We start from the raw sequence: 14,012 nt of genomic DNA on the forward strand, positions 1-14,012 counted from the left end.
CTTGAGGCCCGCTTGCGGCACCTCTTTTATCTCGCGCTCTTTCTGTTGAAACCCTGCGCGTCGACCCGCCCCGGCACATTCCTGCGACCGGGCATTCCAGACCTCGCCATGGTGCGATTCCGCGGATCATGGCGTTTGCCCCCGGCTGAGAGGCACGAAGATGCCGTACTGAGATGCGTCAGACGCAATCCGTTGGGCGTCATCACCCGGGGTTTGACCCTCCTCAGCCATTGCCGCGAACAACGGGGCGTCGCGCCAGTCCTGAGTCGTCTGCGGGCGGCTGACTGCCCGCGCGACGTCGGTTCCATCGGCGATGAGTGGCGCGAGGATGGCGAGGTAATTGCGGGTTTCACGCGGCAAGGCGCGCCCGGTATCAAGGTGCTCTTGGTAGCGCGCAGGCCCGGCATTGTAGGCCGCGAGAAAGCCGGGTGACCCGAACCGGTCGTACATTTGCCGCAGATAGGCGGTACCGGCTAGGATGTTGTCGCGTGGATCGAAAGGGTCATTGCCAAGCCTATAGGCTACACGCAATTCGGCCCAGGTACCGGGCATGATCTGCATAAGCCCCATGGCGCCCGCGTGACTCACCGAGCGCGGATTGCCCGCACTCTCGACCTCCATGACGGCACGGATCCAAGGCTGCGGGATGCCGAACATGCGCGCGGCTTCTGCGATATGGATGTCGATGGGTTGCTGCTCAGGTGCTGGAACACTGCGGTCCTGAGCGATCACGGCGGGCGGTGCCATGGTGATCGGCATGCAGAGGATCAGTACAAGCGCGGTCGTGACGCCCGCGTGCCGACGGCTGTGACCGCGTTCAAGACTACGCATCTTCCGCCCCTCCAAATGTCCAAAGAGGGATGGCACGCCCGAGGATCGTGTCCGCTGACAAGGGCCCGAAATACCGTCCATCGAGGCTGTCGGCGACGCCAGCAAGGAGCAGGAAGACCTCGTCCGAAGCGAGCGTCAAACATCCCGTCCAACTAGGAAGCGGGCGGCCCTGTTGGTCAGCCGATACTGCCTGGGCAACAACGGTGCCACCGATGGCTATATCGAGACCATCGCGACAGACGGTCATGCCGGAGACGGCCGCGATGCGTTTCAACAGCAAGGTATCCGCACTGACATAGCCGCGTTCAACCATCCCGGATGACAGGTCTTTCGGCAGGCGCACGGCAACGAGATTGCCCAACGATGGCGGGTTGGACGCTCGAACAACGTAAAGTCCGACCGGCACGCTTGCTGAGGCATTCCAGATCAGACGCGGTGTGCGGTCGATCTGTGCAGCTGCGAGAAGACTAAGGGACAAACCGGCCGCGAGGAGGGGAGAGACCGCCGTGCTCATGTCGTCACCATGCGACGCTTGAGCCAGGCCGCATGCCGGGCAGGGGTGTAAGGCCGGGGCTCCAATGCCGCGGTCAGGCGGTTGTGGACGTGCCGCCAATGATCGGGACAGACATCTTCCGGTGCGATGCCATAGCTTTCCACGATGTCGACGGACCGCAGCGCCGCCTCGACCTTGGGCCAGCCGGAGAGGCGCAGCAAAAGCTCTCCGCCTGGCGTGACACAGGGCACCGTGGAGCAGGGCTCGCCAGCGCCGACGGCGCGCAGAATGTCGATCCGGCTTTCAACGGTGCCGTGGTCGTTCGACGACCAGCGGACGAGCGCGAAGATCGCGCCGGGAGCGAAGGCCACGCGCTTTTCCGTGCGGGTCAGGATGGTTTCCCCGGCCATCTGACCAAAACGGATCCAGCGCTCGATACGCCCTTCGATCCAGGTGAGGTGGACAAGTGTCTGCATCGGCTCAGCGCTCACGCCGCAGATAGGCCGGCGAAACGGCTGCATGGCGTTTGGCGGGCAGAACGCGATCGTCGGTCTCGTCCGAAGTAGAGGTCTTCTCGCCTCGTGTGACCCAGGCCTGCAGATCGTCGACCGCGTACACGACGCGCCCGCCGATTTTTGAGTAGCGCGGGCCCGTGCCGTAGGTCCGGTGTTTTTCCAGCGTTCGGCCAGACAGACCGAGAAAACGGGCGGCTTCCGGGGTTCTGAGGTAACGGGGCGGTAGTCCTTCGTTGGGGTCGGGCATTTGAACATCTCCGGTGGCTAGGCCCCGCGACGGCGCGTCGCGGGCTGTCGGAGGTCATCAAAACGGAGAAGGGCGCAGGGGAGGGATGACGAAGATCGCGGCGCGAAAACGTCACCCCTCAAAGGCCAACTTGATCAGGCCCAATGAGGGTTCGAACTTCGGGCATTGCGCGGCGATCACTTGCGCGGCTTGGAGCGCCCCGTTGGACCGCGACCGAGAAGGAGAAAGCGATAGCCTTTGGTGGTCAGATGCGTTCCATGGGCCGACAGTCGGGTGATCTGGGCTTTCAGGGAGCTGGTTTTCCAATGTTCACGCGACACTGCCTCCACGCCGAACACATGCCGTGCGATTGTCTGATAGCTCGCGCTGTTTCGGCGCGCATCGACCGTGCGCAGTGCAAGCTGGATGCGTCGTCGCTGCTGCGGTGTCAGGGGCGGAGGATGTCGTTTTTGGCGCAGCAATTGCACACGGAGCGCTTCGAGAGTGTCGAGCCGTGCCGCCCAATGTTTGTCCAGCGGAACCAGAATCCCAACCGGGCGTTTGAGGCTATTGGGATCCAGCACGAGCAACGCGCCTGTTGCGAGGCGCACATACATCAAGCCGTCCTGCGTTCCGATGACGGTCAGATCATCTGCATCAATATGCGGCGCGGTGTTGCTGCCGCCGGGGACCGGCACTGCATATCCGACCGCTGCCGGGGCGATTGATGGTTTCCAGAACACGGGTGCATTGGGTGCGTCGATGTCCGGATCAACCGGGAAATCGCAACCCCCATGCGGCCGGTGATTTCAATCCATCCCGCATTTGCGGGTAATTGGCGCGATAGTCGGAATTGCGGCGCAAGCATTCCCAGGCCAGCCCGGACAGGTCGAGACTGTCGAAATGCTTGTAAGCCGCTTCGTCTTGCCAATCTTTGGTCATGGCGAAGCTCCGCGTCGGCTGTTTCGATAGAATGAGTATAACTTGGTGACGCGCCAAAACGACGGCAAGAACGGTTGCTTTGCGCAGCCTGCGCGGGTGTTCGCCGATCTCGGATGGATCGGGCGAAGTTCAGCCAGTCCGGCCCTCGAGCAGCTTGCGATAGCCGTGCTCCGTCATCCAGCGGGCGCGGGCGAGGTGGCTGTCGTACATCTTTTTGGCACGATCTGGCTCCTCGGCGGCATCTATACCGAACAAAATGTCACTGACTTCCTGCAAGCTGGCACCGCTTTCAGCGGCATCAAACAGGCGCAAATAAAGCGTCATATGCGCGTGGTCGTAATCGGTCAGCTCATCGCTTTGTGGTGCGAGATCAGCGATCGGCGTGGTGCCGGTAGCAGACATGATTCCCCCTCGCCGTTGGGCGTTAAGGCTCATAACAGCACATCAGACTGCATGTGCAAGGTCGGATTGCGGTCGGTCAAACTGAAGATGAGCATTATAATACGTCGCACCAAAATACGCGATAGGTTCTTTACTCGCGGATGGACATCCGCGTTGTTTTTGCAAGGAATCTCAAGCACTACCGCCAATTGCGCGGGCTGACACAGGCCGCGTTGGCGGCGGCTATGGATGTCGACCGCGCGCATGTCAGCGCAATGGAACGCGGCCAGCAGAATGTCACGTTGCAGACTCTACAGCGGGTCGCGGCGCATTTGGATGTAGCACCAGCACAGCTGATCGAAGAACGCTCTGAAGGCGATTAGCGTTCCCGAAAACCGTGATCGTTCGCCCGGGCAGTCAGCTTTCGGGTCGAAACGTGCAAGCTCAGGGCAGGGCATTGGCCGAACCCAGCGCGCCGTGCAGGCTGCTTCTCGATAGCGATCAATCCGCTACTCAGCACTGAGTTCAGTCAGCTTCTGGCCAAGACGCCGTTGCATCAGATCATCGCCGGGCGTGGTCTCCATCAGTCGCTGAAGCGCCGCGATGGCCCAGCCCCGCCGGTCGATGCGTGTGCTGGCGGTCATCAGGTGATCGACCGCTTCGTCGATGTCGAACGGGCTGGGTTCATAGCCACGGCCCGCCAGAAGATGCCTGATGGCATGCAGAGCGAGATCGGCAGCAAAGGCCGGTTCCTTGATCGCGAAATCGCGGGCGGCCCGGATGAGCGTGGCCGGGGCCGCCTCATGATCGGCCGCGCAGTCGAGGGCAATGTCGAAATACGTCGCGGTCTTGGCTGCAGCGAACCATTTGCCCTTGCGACCGTGGAGCGCGATCAGGTCTTCCAGTAATGCTCGGGCATCCCGGTCAGGGTACCGTCTGACCAGATCGCGCCACATCGCCAGCCACGTGTTTCCGCTCGCTGTGGGCGGGCCGAACCTGCGATAGGCCTCGTCTGCCTTGCCTTGCCGTACAAGGATCGCCTCGCAAAACCGGCAGATGTCGTGGTGGCCCCATGTCTGGCGATCCCCCTCCAGAAGTGCCTCGGCATAGGCGAGCGCGTCATCCTCGCGATCCTGCCTAAGCAGGGCTTCGGCGCCGAATTTGTCATCGAACCACAGCCGGGTCTTCTTGACCGCAAGGAGCGCCAACAATTCGTCATAGCGTCCGGCCTCGAGCAGGCAGGACAGCGTGAGCGTCGCGGTGCCGACGTGGGAATACCGCTCCCAATCCGACCAGGCGCGATGGATCAGGGCGAGATCACGGTCGGCATGCAGGGTCATGAGTGAGGGGTACGCCGCGATCTCGCCGAACCGCTCCGAGATCGGGGCGAGGTAGTCGACGCCATCGTCCTCGATCGCCGCGCGCAACTGCTCCAGCCATTTTGCGCGCGTCTTTTCATCGGCAGGGGCGGCGATCAGGATCGGCACAAGGTCGTCAAGTGTGCGGCGCACGGCGGTGCCAAGCGCGCCCGACGAGGTGTCGATATGCTCAAACGCGGGCCAGATTCGCGCGGCCAATGCAACCACGCCGTCCGCCGCCGTGACAGGCTCAGCGCGATTGACAGCCCGGATTTCGGCGCTGGCCGATTTCAACCGCTGGGTCGCCTTGGCGGAGCCGCGCCATCCGAAAGCGCTCGCGCGCATGCCGGGTTTGAAGGCCCATTTGTGGACAGGTTTGCGTGCCATCCTGCTACCTCCCGCGCGCTTTGCTGCGCGTGATCCAGTCGGCTCCGGCATAGGTTACGGCGTGGATATGAACCTCGCGGGCATCATCGTCGACGGTGAAGGCGATCACGGCCTTGCGGCCTGCAGGGATGGCGCGCAGCCCGGGGGCGATCTTGTCCCGGCGGCTGCCCTCGTGCGGCAGATCGGTAAGGCTGGCGATGGTTGCCTCGATCTCGTCCAGTCGGCGCGCGGCGGATTGTGGGCCGGCATAGTCGATCAGCCAGCGTGTGATCGCGTCGAGATCATCCGCGACCGCCGGATGGAAGCGGATGCGATAGCTCACGCCTCGCGCGCGGCCTGCAGCCGGGCCCGCGCGGTAGCAAAGGCGTTTTCACCCGGGACATAATCGGCGCGCGGCGTGTCGAGCCGCGCGCGGATCTCATCAGCCATGGCACCAAGAGTCAGCTCGCGCTCTTCTTCATCGCGGATCATCTGTTCCAGCGCCGCCGCCACAGCCGCGCTCTGCGAGGCGAAGACGCCTTGGCCCACCTTGTCGGTCAGGAACCGGTGGTGGCGGTCGGTGAAGCTGAGAGTTGTTTTGACGGTCATGGAAGCCTCCGGAGTATGACTTAGTCATATATGCGAAGCGGCGTGGGTATACAACTAATGGAGATGCCTAGAGCAGATTGCCGCTTTCAATGGGAGGCTGACTGGAGGATTTTGCAAATGCGAGTGATGGAGGTTCGGCAACTTCATACTGAGCTCGGACTGCAACGAGAATAGATGCGATGCGACCGACATATCTACAATATGTTGTAGTGACGCCCTGCCAAAAGCGGACTAAAATCGCTAGAAGCGAACTTTAGGCTTGCTCTGGCGATTTGACACTGATATAAAGAATTCAGTGTTCAGGCGAAGGATAGCGCCACAGGCTGACCGGTTTTCCGGTCGAGGAGGCTTCGGCCTCTACCCACTTTGGGGGCGGCGGCGATCGCGAGCGACAGATGCGATCGGCGACGACTTCCGACTTAAGGCCGCAGCGCACGTTGCGGCACGGGGATACCTGGGGGTTACCGTTTGCCCACTTTGCCTCTTGGGGTCGGCGCACAGCCACCGGATGGTCCGGTGGTGATGCCCAGGAGGATGCTGAAATGGGAAATACTGATCCCAAGAAGCCCCTGAACACCGGGCAACGGGTCCGTCGTTGGTATCGGCGTGTTTTTCGGAACAGGTCGCTGCTACTGGCTGCGTTTTGGATGGTAAAAGCCATCGTGAAACTGACGCGGTTCTTCTTCGACGGCCCCTAGGTGTTCATTGTTTGGAGGGAGAAAATGCTAAATAAAGCCCTGCGCCTTGTGAGGGTCTATCACGACCTATCACAGGTGGATGCCGCGGAGCGCTTGGGCCTGTCAAAATCCTACGTGTCTGAAATCGAAAAAGGTGACAAAAACGTCTCCATGGCCACACTTCAAAAATACTCCGATGCTTTTGACATTCCGATGTCTTCGCTGCTTCTCTTTGCGGAAAAGGTGGAAGGCGCTGGCAAAGCCGAAAACGTCAGAGTGTTTGTTGCCGACAAGGCAGTGAAAATGCTGGATTGGGTGTCCACCATTTCTGACTACAGGAGCGCCGAGCGTTGAGCTATCCCCGCAACCAGTCCATTTTCTACAAGATCACCAGCCCACAAATGCTGGCGGATCGGTTGCGGGTGACGCTTGATGAGTTGAATGAACTTTGCGCCGCCTCGGACAATTACAAAAGATGGACGGATAAGAAAACCGGGCGACCAATCCAAGAGCCTAAGCCAAAGCTAGACAAGATTCATAAGCGAGTGGCCGCGCTTTTGGCCAAAATGGAAACTCCAGATTACCTCCATTCTGCGATCAAGGGTAAGTCCTACATCACTAATGCCAGCGGGCATTCTGTGGGCACCGGCTGCGTGAAAATTGACGTTCGGAAATTCTACCCGTCTGTCAGATCACAGGCAGTACATCACTTCTTTCTAGACCGTATGCTTTGTACTGGCGACGTCGCGGGTATATTGACCAAATTACTCACAGTTGACGGACACCTGCCAACGGGAAGCAGTTCAAGCCCAATCCTATCATACTTTGCCTATGAGGACATGTTCGAGGCTTTGGCTGCGCTAGCCAAAGCAAACGGATGCATCATGACCGTGTATGTCGATGATGTCGTGTTCACAGGAACAGGTGCGACTAGGGGCCTCCTATACGCAGCAAGGAAGGTGTTTGCTTCCTACCGGCTGTATGGCCACAAGACCAAGTTGTTCCGGCCCGGACAGCCTAGGATCATCACCGGGGTTGCCGTCACCAAAGAGGGTATGAAGCTGCCCAATAAGCGGCAAAGGGGTATAGCGGATGACTTGGCAACCTTCGACTCTTTGCCAAACGGTCGTGAAAAGCTTGTCGTCGCCAGGCGCCTAACTGGGCGTCTGTTTGAGGCTAGTCAGATTGATCCTGCTTGGCGTTCAAAGGCCGAAGCCATGGCCGCTGAGCGTGACAGCTTGCAGCGTATAATCAGTTGAATCGTCGTTAGCCCAGTTCATTTATCCCTGCCATGTTTATGCTACTCCTCTGACATATGGCAGCGTCAGGGAAGTCACGGCAGGGCAAACGTTCCGGTTTGATGTTCGCAACATGCTAAGCATTTCGCTAGCAAGCAAGCAAGTCCGGACGGCGTACAATCGTCCGTCGCGCGCCAATGAGTTCGCCCCGCCCGGTGATCCCGGGCGGGGCGGTCTGCTGTCAGTCGCCATTGCGGCGGGTGTTGGGGCGCGACCAGATGAGGCTGAAGGTCTCTTCGCCCCCTTCGATCACCGTGTCGTCGAAGAGGTTGGCGTAGATCGGCTGGGTGAAGCTCGGGTCGTCGAGCTTGAGGCTCAGGTAGTCGCGGCCCTCGGTCGAGCGCTTGGACCAGGCGGCGCCGATCTCGGCACGACCGACGAAGACGCGGTGGGAGGGGGCGTTGTCGTTCGGGGTGCTGTCCTCGGGGACGATGCGGACGGCTTTCGCCTGAACGCTCAGGGTGACGATTTCGCCGACGTATTCGCTGCCGGTCTTCTTGAAGGTTCCGATGGTGGCCATGTCATATCTCCTTTTGGCTTGTTCGAGCCCGCGCCCTTCGCGGCCTCGATGGCGATCGTCAGGACCGGGGCGATCCGCCGACGCAGCCCCTGTGGCCCGCAGCGCCAGCGGAGGACGGCAAGGCCGGTCTTTCTTGCTCCGCGAGGAATGGCGGACCCGATACTTTTCGGGGGCGCCAGGGGAAGAAAGTCCGGACCGGCCGTTGCGGCCAAGGCGGTCGAGGCGTCAGCCGATCCCGGTCAGATCAGCCGCTGAGAGGCCCGCAAGGGACGCGTGGCGTCATGCCATAGAAGAGGGGATGACAGGCTGCCTCTGGACCGCGCAAGATCCCGGCAGCATGCGTCGTGCAACGACAGGTTTTGGCGTGCAGGCGGGACGGTGCATGTCCCGGACGTACCTCGCTACTCCGGGATTGCCCCCTCTCGCCGTGTCTGTCTTTGTCTGCCGTGATGTTCGGTCTGCCGGTGATCCAGGTGCACGCGCGACCGGGGCCACGCGCCACAACGCGGGTTTCGGCGATCTGGCTTTGCTCAGCCGATCCTGCCCAAACGCAACGCTGCGGTGACGGCGAGGATCGAGACCTTTTGCAGCAATCGGTTGCTGCGCAGGCTGACGATGTGGCGGACGGCACTCACCGGCGCAAGCTTCACAGGGCGTTCAGTGTTCGTCGAAAGACCTGTGCGGGTGTGGTTCGGACATGGCGTTGACCTCGGACCAGCCCGACACCCGCGCCCAAGCTGTCCCGCCGATTATGAGCGCGCCCAGCCAGGACAAGAAGGTGGTGGTCCCAGCGCCCGCACTGCCGAATTCGGCAAGACCCTTTGCCGCATGAAACCCGGCGATCCCGGCGGGGATGGCGTAAATCAGACCGACGGCGAGTTTAAGGGGAGGCCAACGGATGCGGTCAAAGGCGAATTCGCCAAGCGCTGTGATAAAGCCTCCGACGAACAGGCCCGCAATCAGGGACAGCAAGACACCCTGACCCGCCTCATGGAGGTACAGGCCGGTTGTCAACCCGACCGCGAAGGGCAGGGCATAGACGGCGAGGTTGAAGACGAGCCAGCACAATGCGCCGAGGCCGACAACGGTGAAGAGGGTGGATGCAAACATGTAGCTTTCCTTTTCGAACAAGGATTGCGCCGCCACCACCTCCATTGGCACACGCAGATCATAGCAGAAAACGGCCCACCCCGGGAGGGTCCGGGGCGGGCGTCGGCGGAAATCCGGTCATGCCGTCGAGACGGTCTTGGCGCGAAAATCGAAGAGGGGGATGCCCCTGGTGCGGGCCTTGTCGGCGAGATTTTCGGTGATACCCGAGCCCGGGAAGACGATGAGCCCGATGGGCAGGGTGTCGAGTAACTGGTCGTTGCGCTTGAACGGGGCCGACTTCCCGTGCCGCGTCCAGTTCGGTTTGAAGACGATCTGCGTCACGCCGCGGTTGTCGGCCCAGCCAGCGGCGATTCGTTCGGCCCCGCGCGGTGCGCCGCCGTGCAACAGGACCATGTCGGCGTGTTTCGTGTGGACGCGGTCGAGCGCTGCCCAAATTGCTGAGTGATCGTTGCAGTCGAGCCCGCCGGTGAAAGCGATTTTGGTCCCTTGCGGCAGGAGCGGTTCCAGATCGGCCCGGCGCTTGGCGGCGATGTGATCGCGACTGTCGATTAGGGACGCTGTCAGGGTGCGGCGATTCACGTGGCTGCCCGCGCGCGGGTGCCACGTTTGGCCGAGATGGGCCTCGAAGCCCTCGGCGGCGAGGTCGCGCATGGCCTCAAAGGCATTGCGCCGCTCGACGAGTGTGATGCCCTCCGCGATCAGGGTTTCCAGTTCGACCGAGCGGACCTCGGAGCCGTCCTGCTCGCGTTGCGACCGCCTCTGCGCCTGTTCGTTGCTGTCGAGATCCCGGCCTGTCCGCGTCGCCATGCGGTGAAACAGGTTCGTGGTGGACCAGAGCAGATCTTCGAGGTCGGGTTCCAGCCTCGTGTCGGACAGCGTCGAGACGAGCGCGTCGAAAATGTCGACGACGGCGGTGCGAATGGCGTCGGGCTCCGGCAAGGGGCGGGGATCGGGCTCGTCGGTGAAGGGACGCCAGCCGTAGAGCTGCAGTTCCTCGAGCACGACGGCGGTGGGAGATCGGGTTTGAAGAAGTGTGTCGGTCATGATGTTGTCTCCGGTTGTCGAAGACCGCGCCTCTCGCGGCCTTCCCGGGCAACGGAAAAGCGGGGGCTGGACGGGTCTGCATTCTCAGGGGTCCCCGTCGCGCCCGCGCGGTGGGGTGGAACCGGAGCGCAGCGAAGGACGGCCATGGCCGTTGCGGGCCCGTCCGGGCTCTGCTCCGTTTTGCCCGCTCTCGGAAGGCCGGAAGGCGTGGCTCTGATCGCGGAGGCGCTGACCGGGGATGTCGACCCCGATCAGTCGAGGGCGTGGTCGAGGAAGGTCACGGCATCCTCTGGCGCCAGTTGCGGTCGCAGGTTTGCGCAGACCTCTTCGCGGCCATCGGTCCGCAGGTCGTCATTGAAGTCGCCGAGACGCGGGGAGAGGCGGACCGTGTCGATCCCGGCCTTCCTGGCCCGACGCGCAAGTTGGTCCGCGGCGGAAAGGCCTGCCGGATCGGGATCGACGGCGATGTAGAGGCGGCGAAGACCGGTGGGCAGTTGCAGGGCTGCGAGATGATTGGCGGACAAAGCCGCCACCGCAGGCAGCTCCGGCAGGGCCAGATGCAGGGAGAGCAAGGTCTCAAGCCCTTCGCCTGCGGCCAGCACGCTGACCGGTTTGCCGATGCGAACACCATGGCCGAGGAGATTGCCCATCGCCTTGCGCGGTGGAATGACCGGGGCCTTGTCCGCAGTGGCGGGGTCAAGCCAAGTGCGGTGCAGGCCGGTGAGCCGTCCATCGAGGTCCGTCACCTTGGCGAGCAGGGCGGGCCACGTCTCGGGCGGGTCTGTCAGCGCGTGATCGTCGCGCCAATAAAAGCAGTTCGGGTGAAACCGGAGACTCTCGAGATGTCCCAGCCCTGTGAGGCCGCGCCCTGCGAGATAGCGTTCTGCCAAGGTGCCCGACATCGGCTGGCCCATGGCCCAGAGCCGCCGCGCCGCCTCGCGTGAACCGCGAGATGCTGGCGGATTGGCGGCGCGGTGCCTGTCCGTCTGCGGCAGGCTGAGGAACCGGCGCGCTTCGTCCAGCGTGTCCCTCAGCGTGGTGATCCCCATGTTCAGGGCGATCAGGTCCAGAAGGTCCCCATGCTGCCCGGTTGCGGAATCGGTCCACTTGCCAGCCGCACCAAGGCCGAAGTTCGGACCGGTCAGCCGAACGTAGAGGCTGCGGCCCGGCGTATTCTGCACATCGCCAACGATCCAGTAGCGGCCTTGCTTGCGGCCGTTCGTGAGGTAGTGACGGCAGACGGTCTCGGCGTCCTCGGCAAGGCGGCGGGCGATGTCGGCGGCGGGGCTGTGCATGCTTTGTGCCTCCTTTCGTGGATAGAAAAAGGGGCCCGCCATTTCTGGCGGACCCCGGCTGCCGGAACTCGGGGGGAAGGAGATCCGACCTGCTCGAAGGTCACTCGGCGGCTGTCTTGGCGAAGGCGTCACCGGCGACGGCATCATCTTCCTCCATCGGGTCGGAGTCGCCGATAGCCGGTTCGCCGCCGTCTTCCGCCGTTTGCGCTTCGCCACTGTCGGGATCGTCTTCGGAACCGTCATAGTCGGTGCGGTCCGCCTCGTCGATCAGCTCGATCTCCGGTGCGTCCGCTTCCGGCAGCGGCGGCGTGCGCAGCGAGTCCGGCAGCCAGCCGGTGCCCACGAGCAGGTCCTCTGCTGCCGTCACCATCTCGGCCTTCTTCAGCCCGGCGATCCGTTCAGCAGCGTCTTCACCCTTCGCCTCGCGCACGGCCTCCAGGATGCGCGCCTTGGTCACGCGGCCGAGGTAGCTGTCGCCCGTCGCCGTCCAGCCCGCCTCTGCCATGTCGAGCCCGACGGTCCCGGCCAGCACATCCGCATGCGCGATGGCGCGCGGTCGGCGCTGGTAGGGGTCGTGGACGGCATTGACGCTCATGGCCACGCAATGGTCGAAAAGTGCCTCGCAGCTGCAGCTGTCGAATTCGGTCAGCGCCTCCCAGAGGTCCTCGGATGCCTTCGGCAGGTTCCGTGCCCAGGTCTCGTGGCGCTGCTCGATGGCTTGCGCGTAGGCCGTGTCGCCGAGGCCCGGCACCTGCGACCCGAACCCCGCGTTGCGCGGTTCGATCTCGACGCAGCTGTCGACGGCGTAGCGATAGAAGAGCCGCAGGACCATCGCGTGCAGGGCCGCGAGGAAGGCGACCTGCGGATTCTGGGCCAGCGCGTTGCGCAGCGCCAGGGTGCGATGTGCCGTCAGTTCCATGTCGAGGCGGTCGGAGAGCGGCTTGAGGCCGTCGTCCTCTTCCTCCTCGTCCGCGGCAGAAACGACGGTGTCATCAGCGTCCTCGAGCGGCGCCGCTTCCGGTGCGACCTCGCCGGTGTTCTCCACCTCGTCGACCGGCTCGTCTTCGGGCCGCACATAGCCCCGTTCGACCCGCAGCCGCCCGGAACTGTCGATGCTGACGAAGGCTCCTGCCAGCGCAAGGTCTTCTGCCTCATAGCAGATCGGACGCGCCTCGAGTGCCTCCATCGCCTCTTCGATCTCGCCCAACCGGGCATCGACGTCCTCGGGCAGCTCGTCGGCCTCTGCATGCTCGGCCTCGAGCGCGTCGTATTCGGCCTTAAGCGCTTGGTAGGTGCCAGCCTCCTTGTCGCTCGTCGGCACCGCCTCGCCATGAACCCGGCGCATCCCGAAGGTGTGGCCATAGGGGAACTCGGTGTCGACCTCGAGCCATTTCCAGCCCTCGGCACGGATCGCTTCGGCCTCCTCGGCCAGTTTCTCGCGCACCATGACGTCCAGAAGGGCGGCATCCTGCAGCCAGCCGCCGTCGTCCTGCTGAAATAGGTCGCGCAGGATTTCGCCCCCGGCCTCGACGTAATCGCCCGTCCCGACGAATTGCGCCCGCTTGTCCGAGGCCCGCACCGCGCCCTCGGTCAGCATGCGGCGGATCTCGTAGGGCTGCCGCGAATAGTGCCGCTGCAGCGCCTCCCAGACCTGCTCCTGCCGCGCATGATCGGGATTGACCGTGAAGGCCATGAGCTGGTCGAGCGTCATATCCTCCTCGGCATAGGCGTCGAGCAGCGAGGGCGCGACCGCGGCAAGCTTCAGCCGCTGCTTGACCACGCTGGCCGAGACGAAGAAGGCCGCGGCGATCTCCTCCTCGGAGCGGCCTTTCTCGCGCATTGCCTGGAAGGCGCGGAACTGGTCGAGCGGGTGCAGCGGCGCGCGCTGGACGTTCTCAGCGAGGCTGTCCTCCTCGGCGAGCCCGTCGGTGCGGACGATGCAGGGCACCAGCGCGGTCTTGTTCATGCGCTTCTGCTTCACGAGCACCTCCAGCGCCCGGAACCGCCGCCCGCCCGCGGGGATCGTGTACATGCCGGTCTCGGCACCGCTCTCGTCCAGCACGGGCCGCACGGTGATGGAACTAAGCAGCGTCCGCCGCGCGATGTCCTCGGCCAGTTCCTCGATCGACACGCCGGCCTTGACGTGGCGCACGTTCGACTGGCTGAGCATCAGCTTGTTGAAAGGGATGTCGCGCGAGGCGCTGAGGGTGATTTTCTGTTGCTTCGTCATCGGGATATCTCCGCGACAGGCCAGCCGGGAGCCTCTCTCCCGACCTCCAAACCCGTCATGGAAAACCCGGCACCTCTCTCACTCTCAATCGCCTCTTCTAGCAATATGTAACATATT

General features: G+C 63.0%; 18 protein-coding genes. 3 read left to right on the top strand and 15 right to left on the bottom strand.

The genetic code is table 11. The features are described 5' to 3' along the window. Window positions 1-126: 126 nt before the first annotated feature. The 7 genes from BM234_RS00655 to BM234_RS00680 all read right to left on the bottom strand — a co-directional run bounded on the left by BM234_RS00655 (window position 127) and on the right by BM234_RS00680 (window position 3,409). Window positions 127-831: a lytic transglycosylase domain-containing protein gene (locus tag BM234_RS00655; protein ID WP_245752418.1), complete on the bottom strand. Its 705-nt coding sequence runs from the start codon at window positions 829-831 to the stop codon at window positions 127-129. After that, window positions 824-1,345, bottom strand: a complete 522-nt coding sequence (locus tag BM234_RS00660) for a S26 family signal peptidase (protein ID WP_092059642.1) — start codon at window positions 1,343-1,345, stop codon at window positions 824-826. The genes BM234_RS00655 and BM234_RS00660 overlap by 8 nt, the downstream gene beginning before the upstream one ends. Next, window positions 1,342-1,800: a DUF2840 domain-containing protein gene (locus BM234_RS00665; RefSeq protein ID WP_092059643.1), complete on the bottom strand. Its 459-nt coding sequence runs from the start codon at window positions 1,798-1,800 to the stop codon at window positions 1,342-1,344. The genes BM234_RS00660 and BM234_RS00665 overlap by 4 nt, the downstream gene beginning before the upstream one ends. 4 nt (window positions 1,801-1,804) lie before the next feature. Beyond that, a complete protein-coding gene (locus tag BM234_RS00670) occupies window positions 1,805-2,086 on the bottom strand; it encodes a helix-turn-helix transcriptional regulator (RefSeq protein WP_092059645.1) in 282 nt (93 codons plus the stop codon). A 176-nt stretch (window positions 2,087-2,262) separates the two neighbouring features. Continuing rightward, window positions 2,263-2,763: a DUF2285 domain-containing protein gene (locus tag BM234_RS00675; protein ID WP_139226752.1), complete on the bottom strand. Its 501-nt coding sequence runs from the start codon at window positions 2,761-2,763 to the stop codon at window positions 2,263-2,265. 73 nt (window positions 2,764-2,836) lie between these two features. After that, entirely contained in the window at window positions 2,837-3,007 is a 171-nt protein-coding gene (locus tag BM234_RS17390) for a transcriptional regulator domain-containing protein (protein WP_175501166.1), read from the bottom strand. 129 nt (window positions 3,008-3,136) lie between these two features. After that, window positions 3,137-3,409: a DNA -binding domain-containing protein gene (locus BM234_RS00680; protein WP_092059649.1), complete on the bottom strand. Its 273-nt coding sequence runs from the start codon at window positions 3,407-3,409 to the stop codon at window positions 3,137-3,139. A 140-nt stretch (window positions 3,410-3,549) separates the two neighbouring features. On the opposite strand from BM234_RS00680, the gene BM234_RS00685 reads away from it, so the two are divergent. Continuing rightward, window positions 3,550-3,771, top strand: coding sequence for a helix-turn-helix domain-containing protein (locus tag BM234_RS00685; RefSeq protein WP_092059651.1), 222 nt, complete (start codon window positions 3,550-3,552; stop codon window positions 3,769-3,771). Window positions 3,772-3,897: 126 nt separating this feature from the next. On the opposite strand, the gene BM234_RS00690 is transcribed toward BM234_RS00685, so the two are convergent. Genes BM234_RS00690 through BM234_RS00700 form a run of 3 tightly spaced genes read right to left on the bottom strand, consistent with a single transcriptional unit; the run spans window position 3,898 to window position 5,721 of the window. Next, window positions 3,898-5,133 (bottom strand): hypothetical protein, encoded by a 1,236-nt coding sequence (locus BM234_RS00690; protein WP_092059653.1) that lies wholly within the window; start codon window positions 5,131-5,133, stop codon window positions 3,898-3,900. A 4-nt stretch (window positions 5,134-5,137) separates the two neighbouring features. Beyond that, complete coding sequence (locus BM234_RS00695) at window positions 5,138-5,455, bottom strand: type II toxin-antitoxin system RelE/ParE family toxin (RefSeq protein WP_092059655.1); 318 nt, start codon at window positions 5,453-5,455, stop codon at window positions 5,138-5,140. Next, entirely contained in the window at window positions 5,452-5,721 is a 270-nt protein-coding gene (locus tag BM234_RS00700) for a hypothetical protein (protein ID WP_092059657.1), read from the bottom strand. The genes BM234_RS00695 and BM234_RS00700 overlap by 4 nt, the downstream gene beginning before the upstream one ends. Window positions 5,722-6,443: 722 nt before the next feature. Here BM234_RS00700 and BM234_RS00705 point away from each other — a divergent pair. Both BM234_RS00705 and BM234_RS00710 read left to right on the top strand, forming a co-directional pair. Continuing rightward, window positions 6,444-6,752 carry a helix-turn-helix domain-containing protein gene (locus tag BM234_RS00705; RefSeq protein ID WP_092059658.1) on the top strand — a complete coding sequence of 103 codons (309 nt, stop codon included), beginning with the start codon at window positions 6,444-6,446 and terminating at the stop codon, window positions 6,750-6,752. Further along, window positions 6,749-7,657: a reverse transcriptase family protein gene (locus tag BM234_RS00710; protein WP_092059660.1), complete on the top strand. Its 909-nt coding sequence runs from the start codon at window positions 6,749-6,751 to the stop codon at window positions 7,655-7,657. The genes BM234_RS00705 and BM234_RS00710 overlap by 4 nt, the downstream gene beginning before the upstream one ends. Before the next feature lie 220 nt (window positions 7,658-7,877). On the opposite strand, the gene BM234_RS00715 is transcribed toward BM234_RS00710, so the two are convergent. The 5 genes from BM234_RS00715 to BM234_RS00735 all read right to left on the bottom strand — a co-directional run bounded on the left by BM234_RS00715 (window position 7,878) and on the right by BM234_RS00735 (window position 13,895). Further along, window positions 7,878-8,216, bottom strand: a complete 339-nt coding sequence (locus BM234_RS00715; RefSeq protein ID WP_021100681.1) for a DUF736 domain-containing protein — start codon at window positions 8,214-8,216, stop codon at window positions 7,878-7,880. Between the two features lie 657 nt (window positions 8,217-8,873). Beyond that, entirely contained in the window at window positions 8,874-9,326 is a 453-nt protein-coding gene (locus BM234_RS00720; RefSeq protein ID WP_175501167.1) for a hypothetical protein, read from the bottom strand. 117 nt (window positions 9,327-9,443) lie between these two features. Continuing rightward, window positions 9,444-10,370, bottom strand: coding sequence for a DUF2493 domain-containing protein (locus BM234_RS00725; RefSeq protein ID WP_092059662.1), 927 nt, complete (start codon window positions 10,368-10,370; stop codon window positions 9,444-9,446). Window positions 10,371-10,621: 251 nt separating this feature from the next. After that, window positions 10,622-11,665, bottom strand: a complete 1,044-nt coding sequence (locus BM234_RS00730; RefSeq protein ID WP_092059664.1) for a DUF7146 domain-containing protein — start codon at window positions 11,663-11,665, stop codon at window positions 10,622-10,624. Window positions 11,666-11,765: 100 nt separating this feature from the next. Then, the gene (locus BM234_RS00735) at window positions 11,766-13,895 is read right to left on the bottom strand and encodes a ParB/RepB/Spo0J family partition protein (RefSeq protein WP_092059666.1); all 2,130 of its coding nucleotides are present in this window, start codon (window positions 13,893-13,895) and stop codon (window positions 11,766-11,768) included. Window positions 13,896-14,012 lie beyond the last annotated feature (117 nt).

Source organism: Poseidonocella pacifica (assembly GCF_900111875.1).
GTDB classification, from domain to species: Bacteria; Pseudomonadota; Alphaproteobacteria; order Rhodobacterales; family Rhodobacteraceae; genus Poseidonocella; species Poseidonocella pacifica.

What these genes read in the sequence shown, in the direction of transcription:
- BM234_RS00655 (WP_245752418.1), bottom strand. Translation starts at nt 831, where the DNA reads ATGCGTAGTCTTGAACGCGGTCACAGCCGTCGGCACGCGGGCGTCACG.
- BM234_RS00730 (WP_092059664.1), bottom strand. Translation starts at nt 11,665, where the DNA reads ATGCACAGCCCCGCCGCCGACATCGCCCGCCGCCTTGCCGAGGACGCC.
- BM234_RS17390 (WP_175501166.1), bottom strand. Translation starts at nt 3,007, where the DNA reads ATGACCAAAGATTGGCAAGACGAAGCGGCTTACAAGCATTTCGACAGT.
- BM234_RS00670 (WP_092059645.1), bottom strand. Translation starts at nt 2,086, where the DNA reads ATGCCCGACCCCAACGAAGGACTACCGCCCCGTTACCTCAGAACCCCG.
- BM234_RS00735 (WP_092059666.1), bottom strand. Translation starts at nt 13,895, where the DNA reads ATGACGAAGCAACAGAAAATCACCCTCAGCGCCTCGCGCGACATCCCT.
- BM234_RS00715 (WP_021100681.1), bottom strand. Translation starts at nt 8,216, where the DNA reads ATGGCCACCATCGGAACCTTCAAGAAGACCGGCAGCGAATACGTCGGC.
- BM234_RS00705 (WP_092059658.1), top strand. Translation starts at nt 6,444, where the DNA reads ATGCTAAATAAAGCCCTGCGCCTTGTGAGGGTCTATCACGACCTATCA.
- BM234_RS00725 (WP_092059662.1), bottom strand. Translation starts at nt 10,370, where the DNA reads ATGACCGACACACTTCTTCAAACCCGATCTCCCACCGCCGTCGTGCTC.
- BM234_RS00660 (WP_092059642.1), bottom strand. Translation starts at nt 1,345, where the DNA reads ATGAGCACGGCGGTCTCTCCCCTCCTCGCGGCCGGTTTGTCCCTTAGT.
- BM234_RS00685 (WP_092059651.1), top strand. Translation starts at nt 3,550, where the DNA reads ATGGACATCCGCGTTGTTTTTGCAAGGAATCTCAAGCACTACCGCCAA.
- BM234_RS00690 (WP_092059653.1), bottom strand. Translation starts at nt 5,133, where the DNA reads ATGGCACGCAAACCTGTCCACAAATGGGCCTTCAAACCCGGCATGCGC.
- BM234_RS00700 (WP_092059657.1), bottom strand. Translation starts at nt 5,721, where the DNA reads ATGACCGTCAAAACAACTCTCAGCTTCACCGACCGCCACCACCGGTTC.
- BM234_RS00720 (WP_175501167.1), bottom strand. Translation starts at nt 9,326, where the DNA reads ATGTTTGCATCCACCCTCTTCACCGTTGTCGGCCTCGGCGCATTGTGC.
- BM234_RS00665 (WP_092059643.1), bottom strand. Translation starts at nt 1,800, where the DNA reads ATGCAGACACTTGTCCACCTCACCTGGATCGAAGGGCGTATCGAGCGC.
- BM234_RS00680 (WP_092059649.1), bottom strand. Translation starts at nt 3,409, where the DNA reads ATGTCTGCTACCGGCACCACGCCGATCGCTGATCTCGCACCACAAAGC.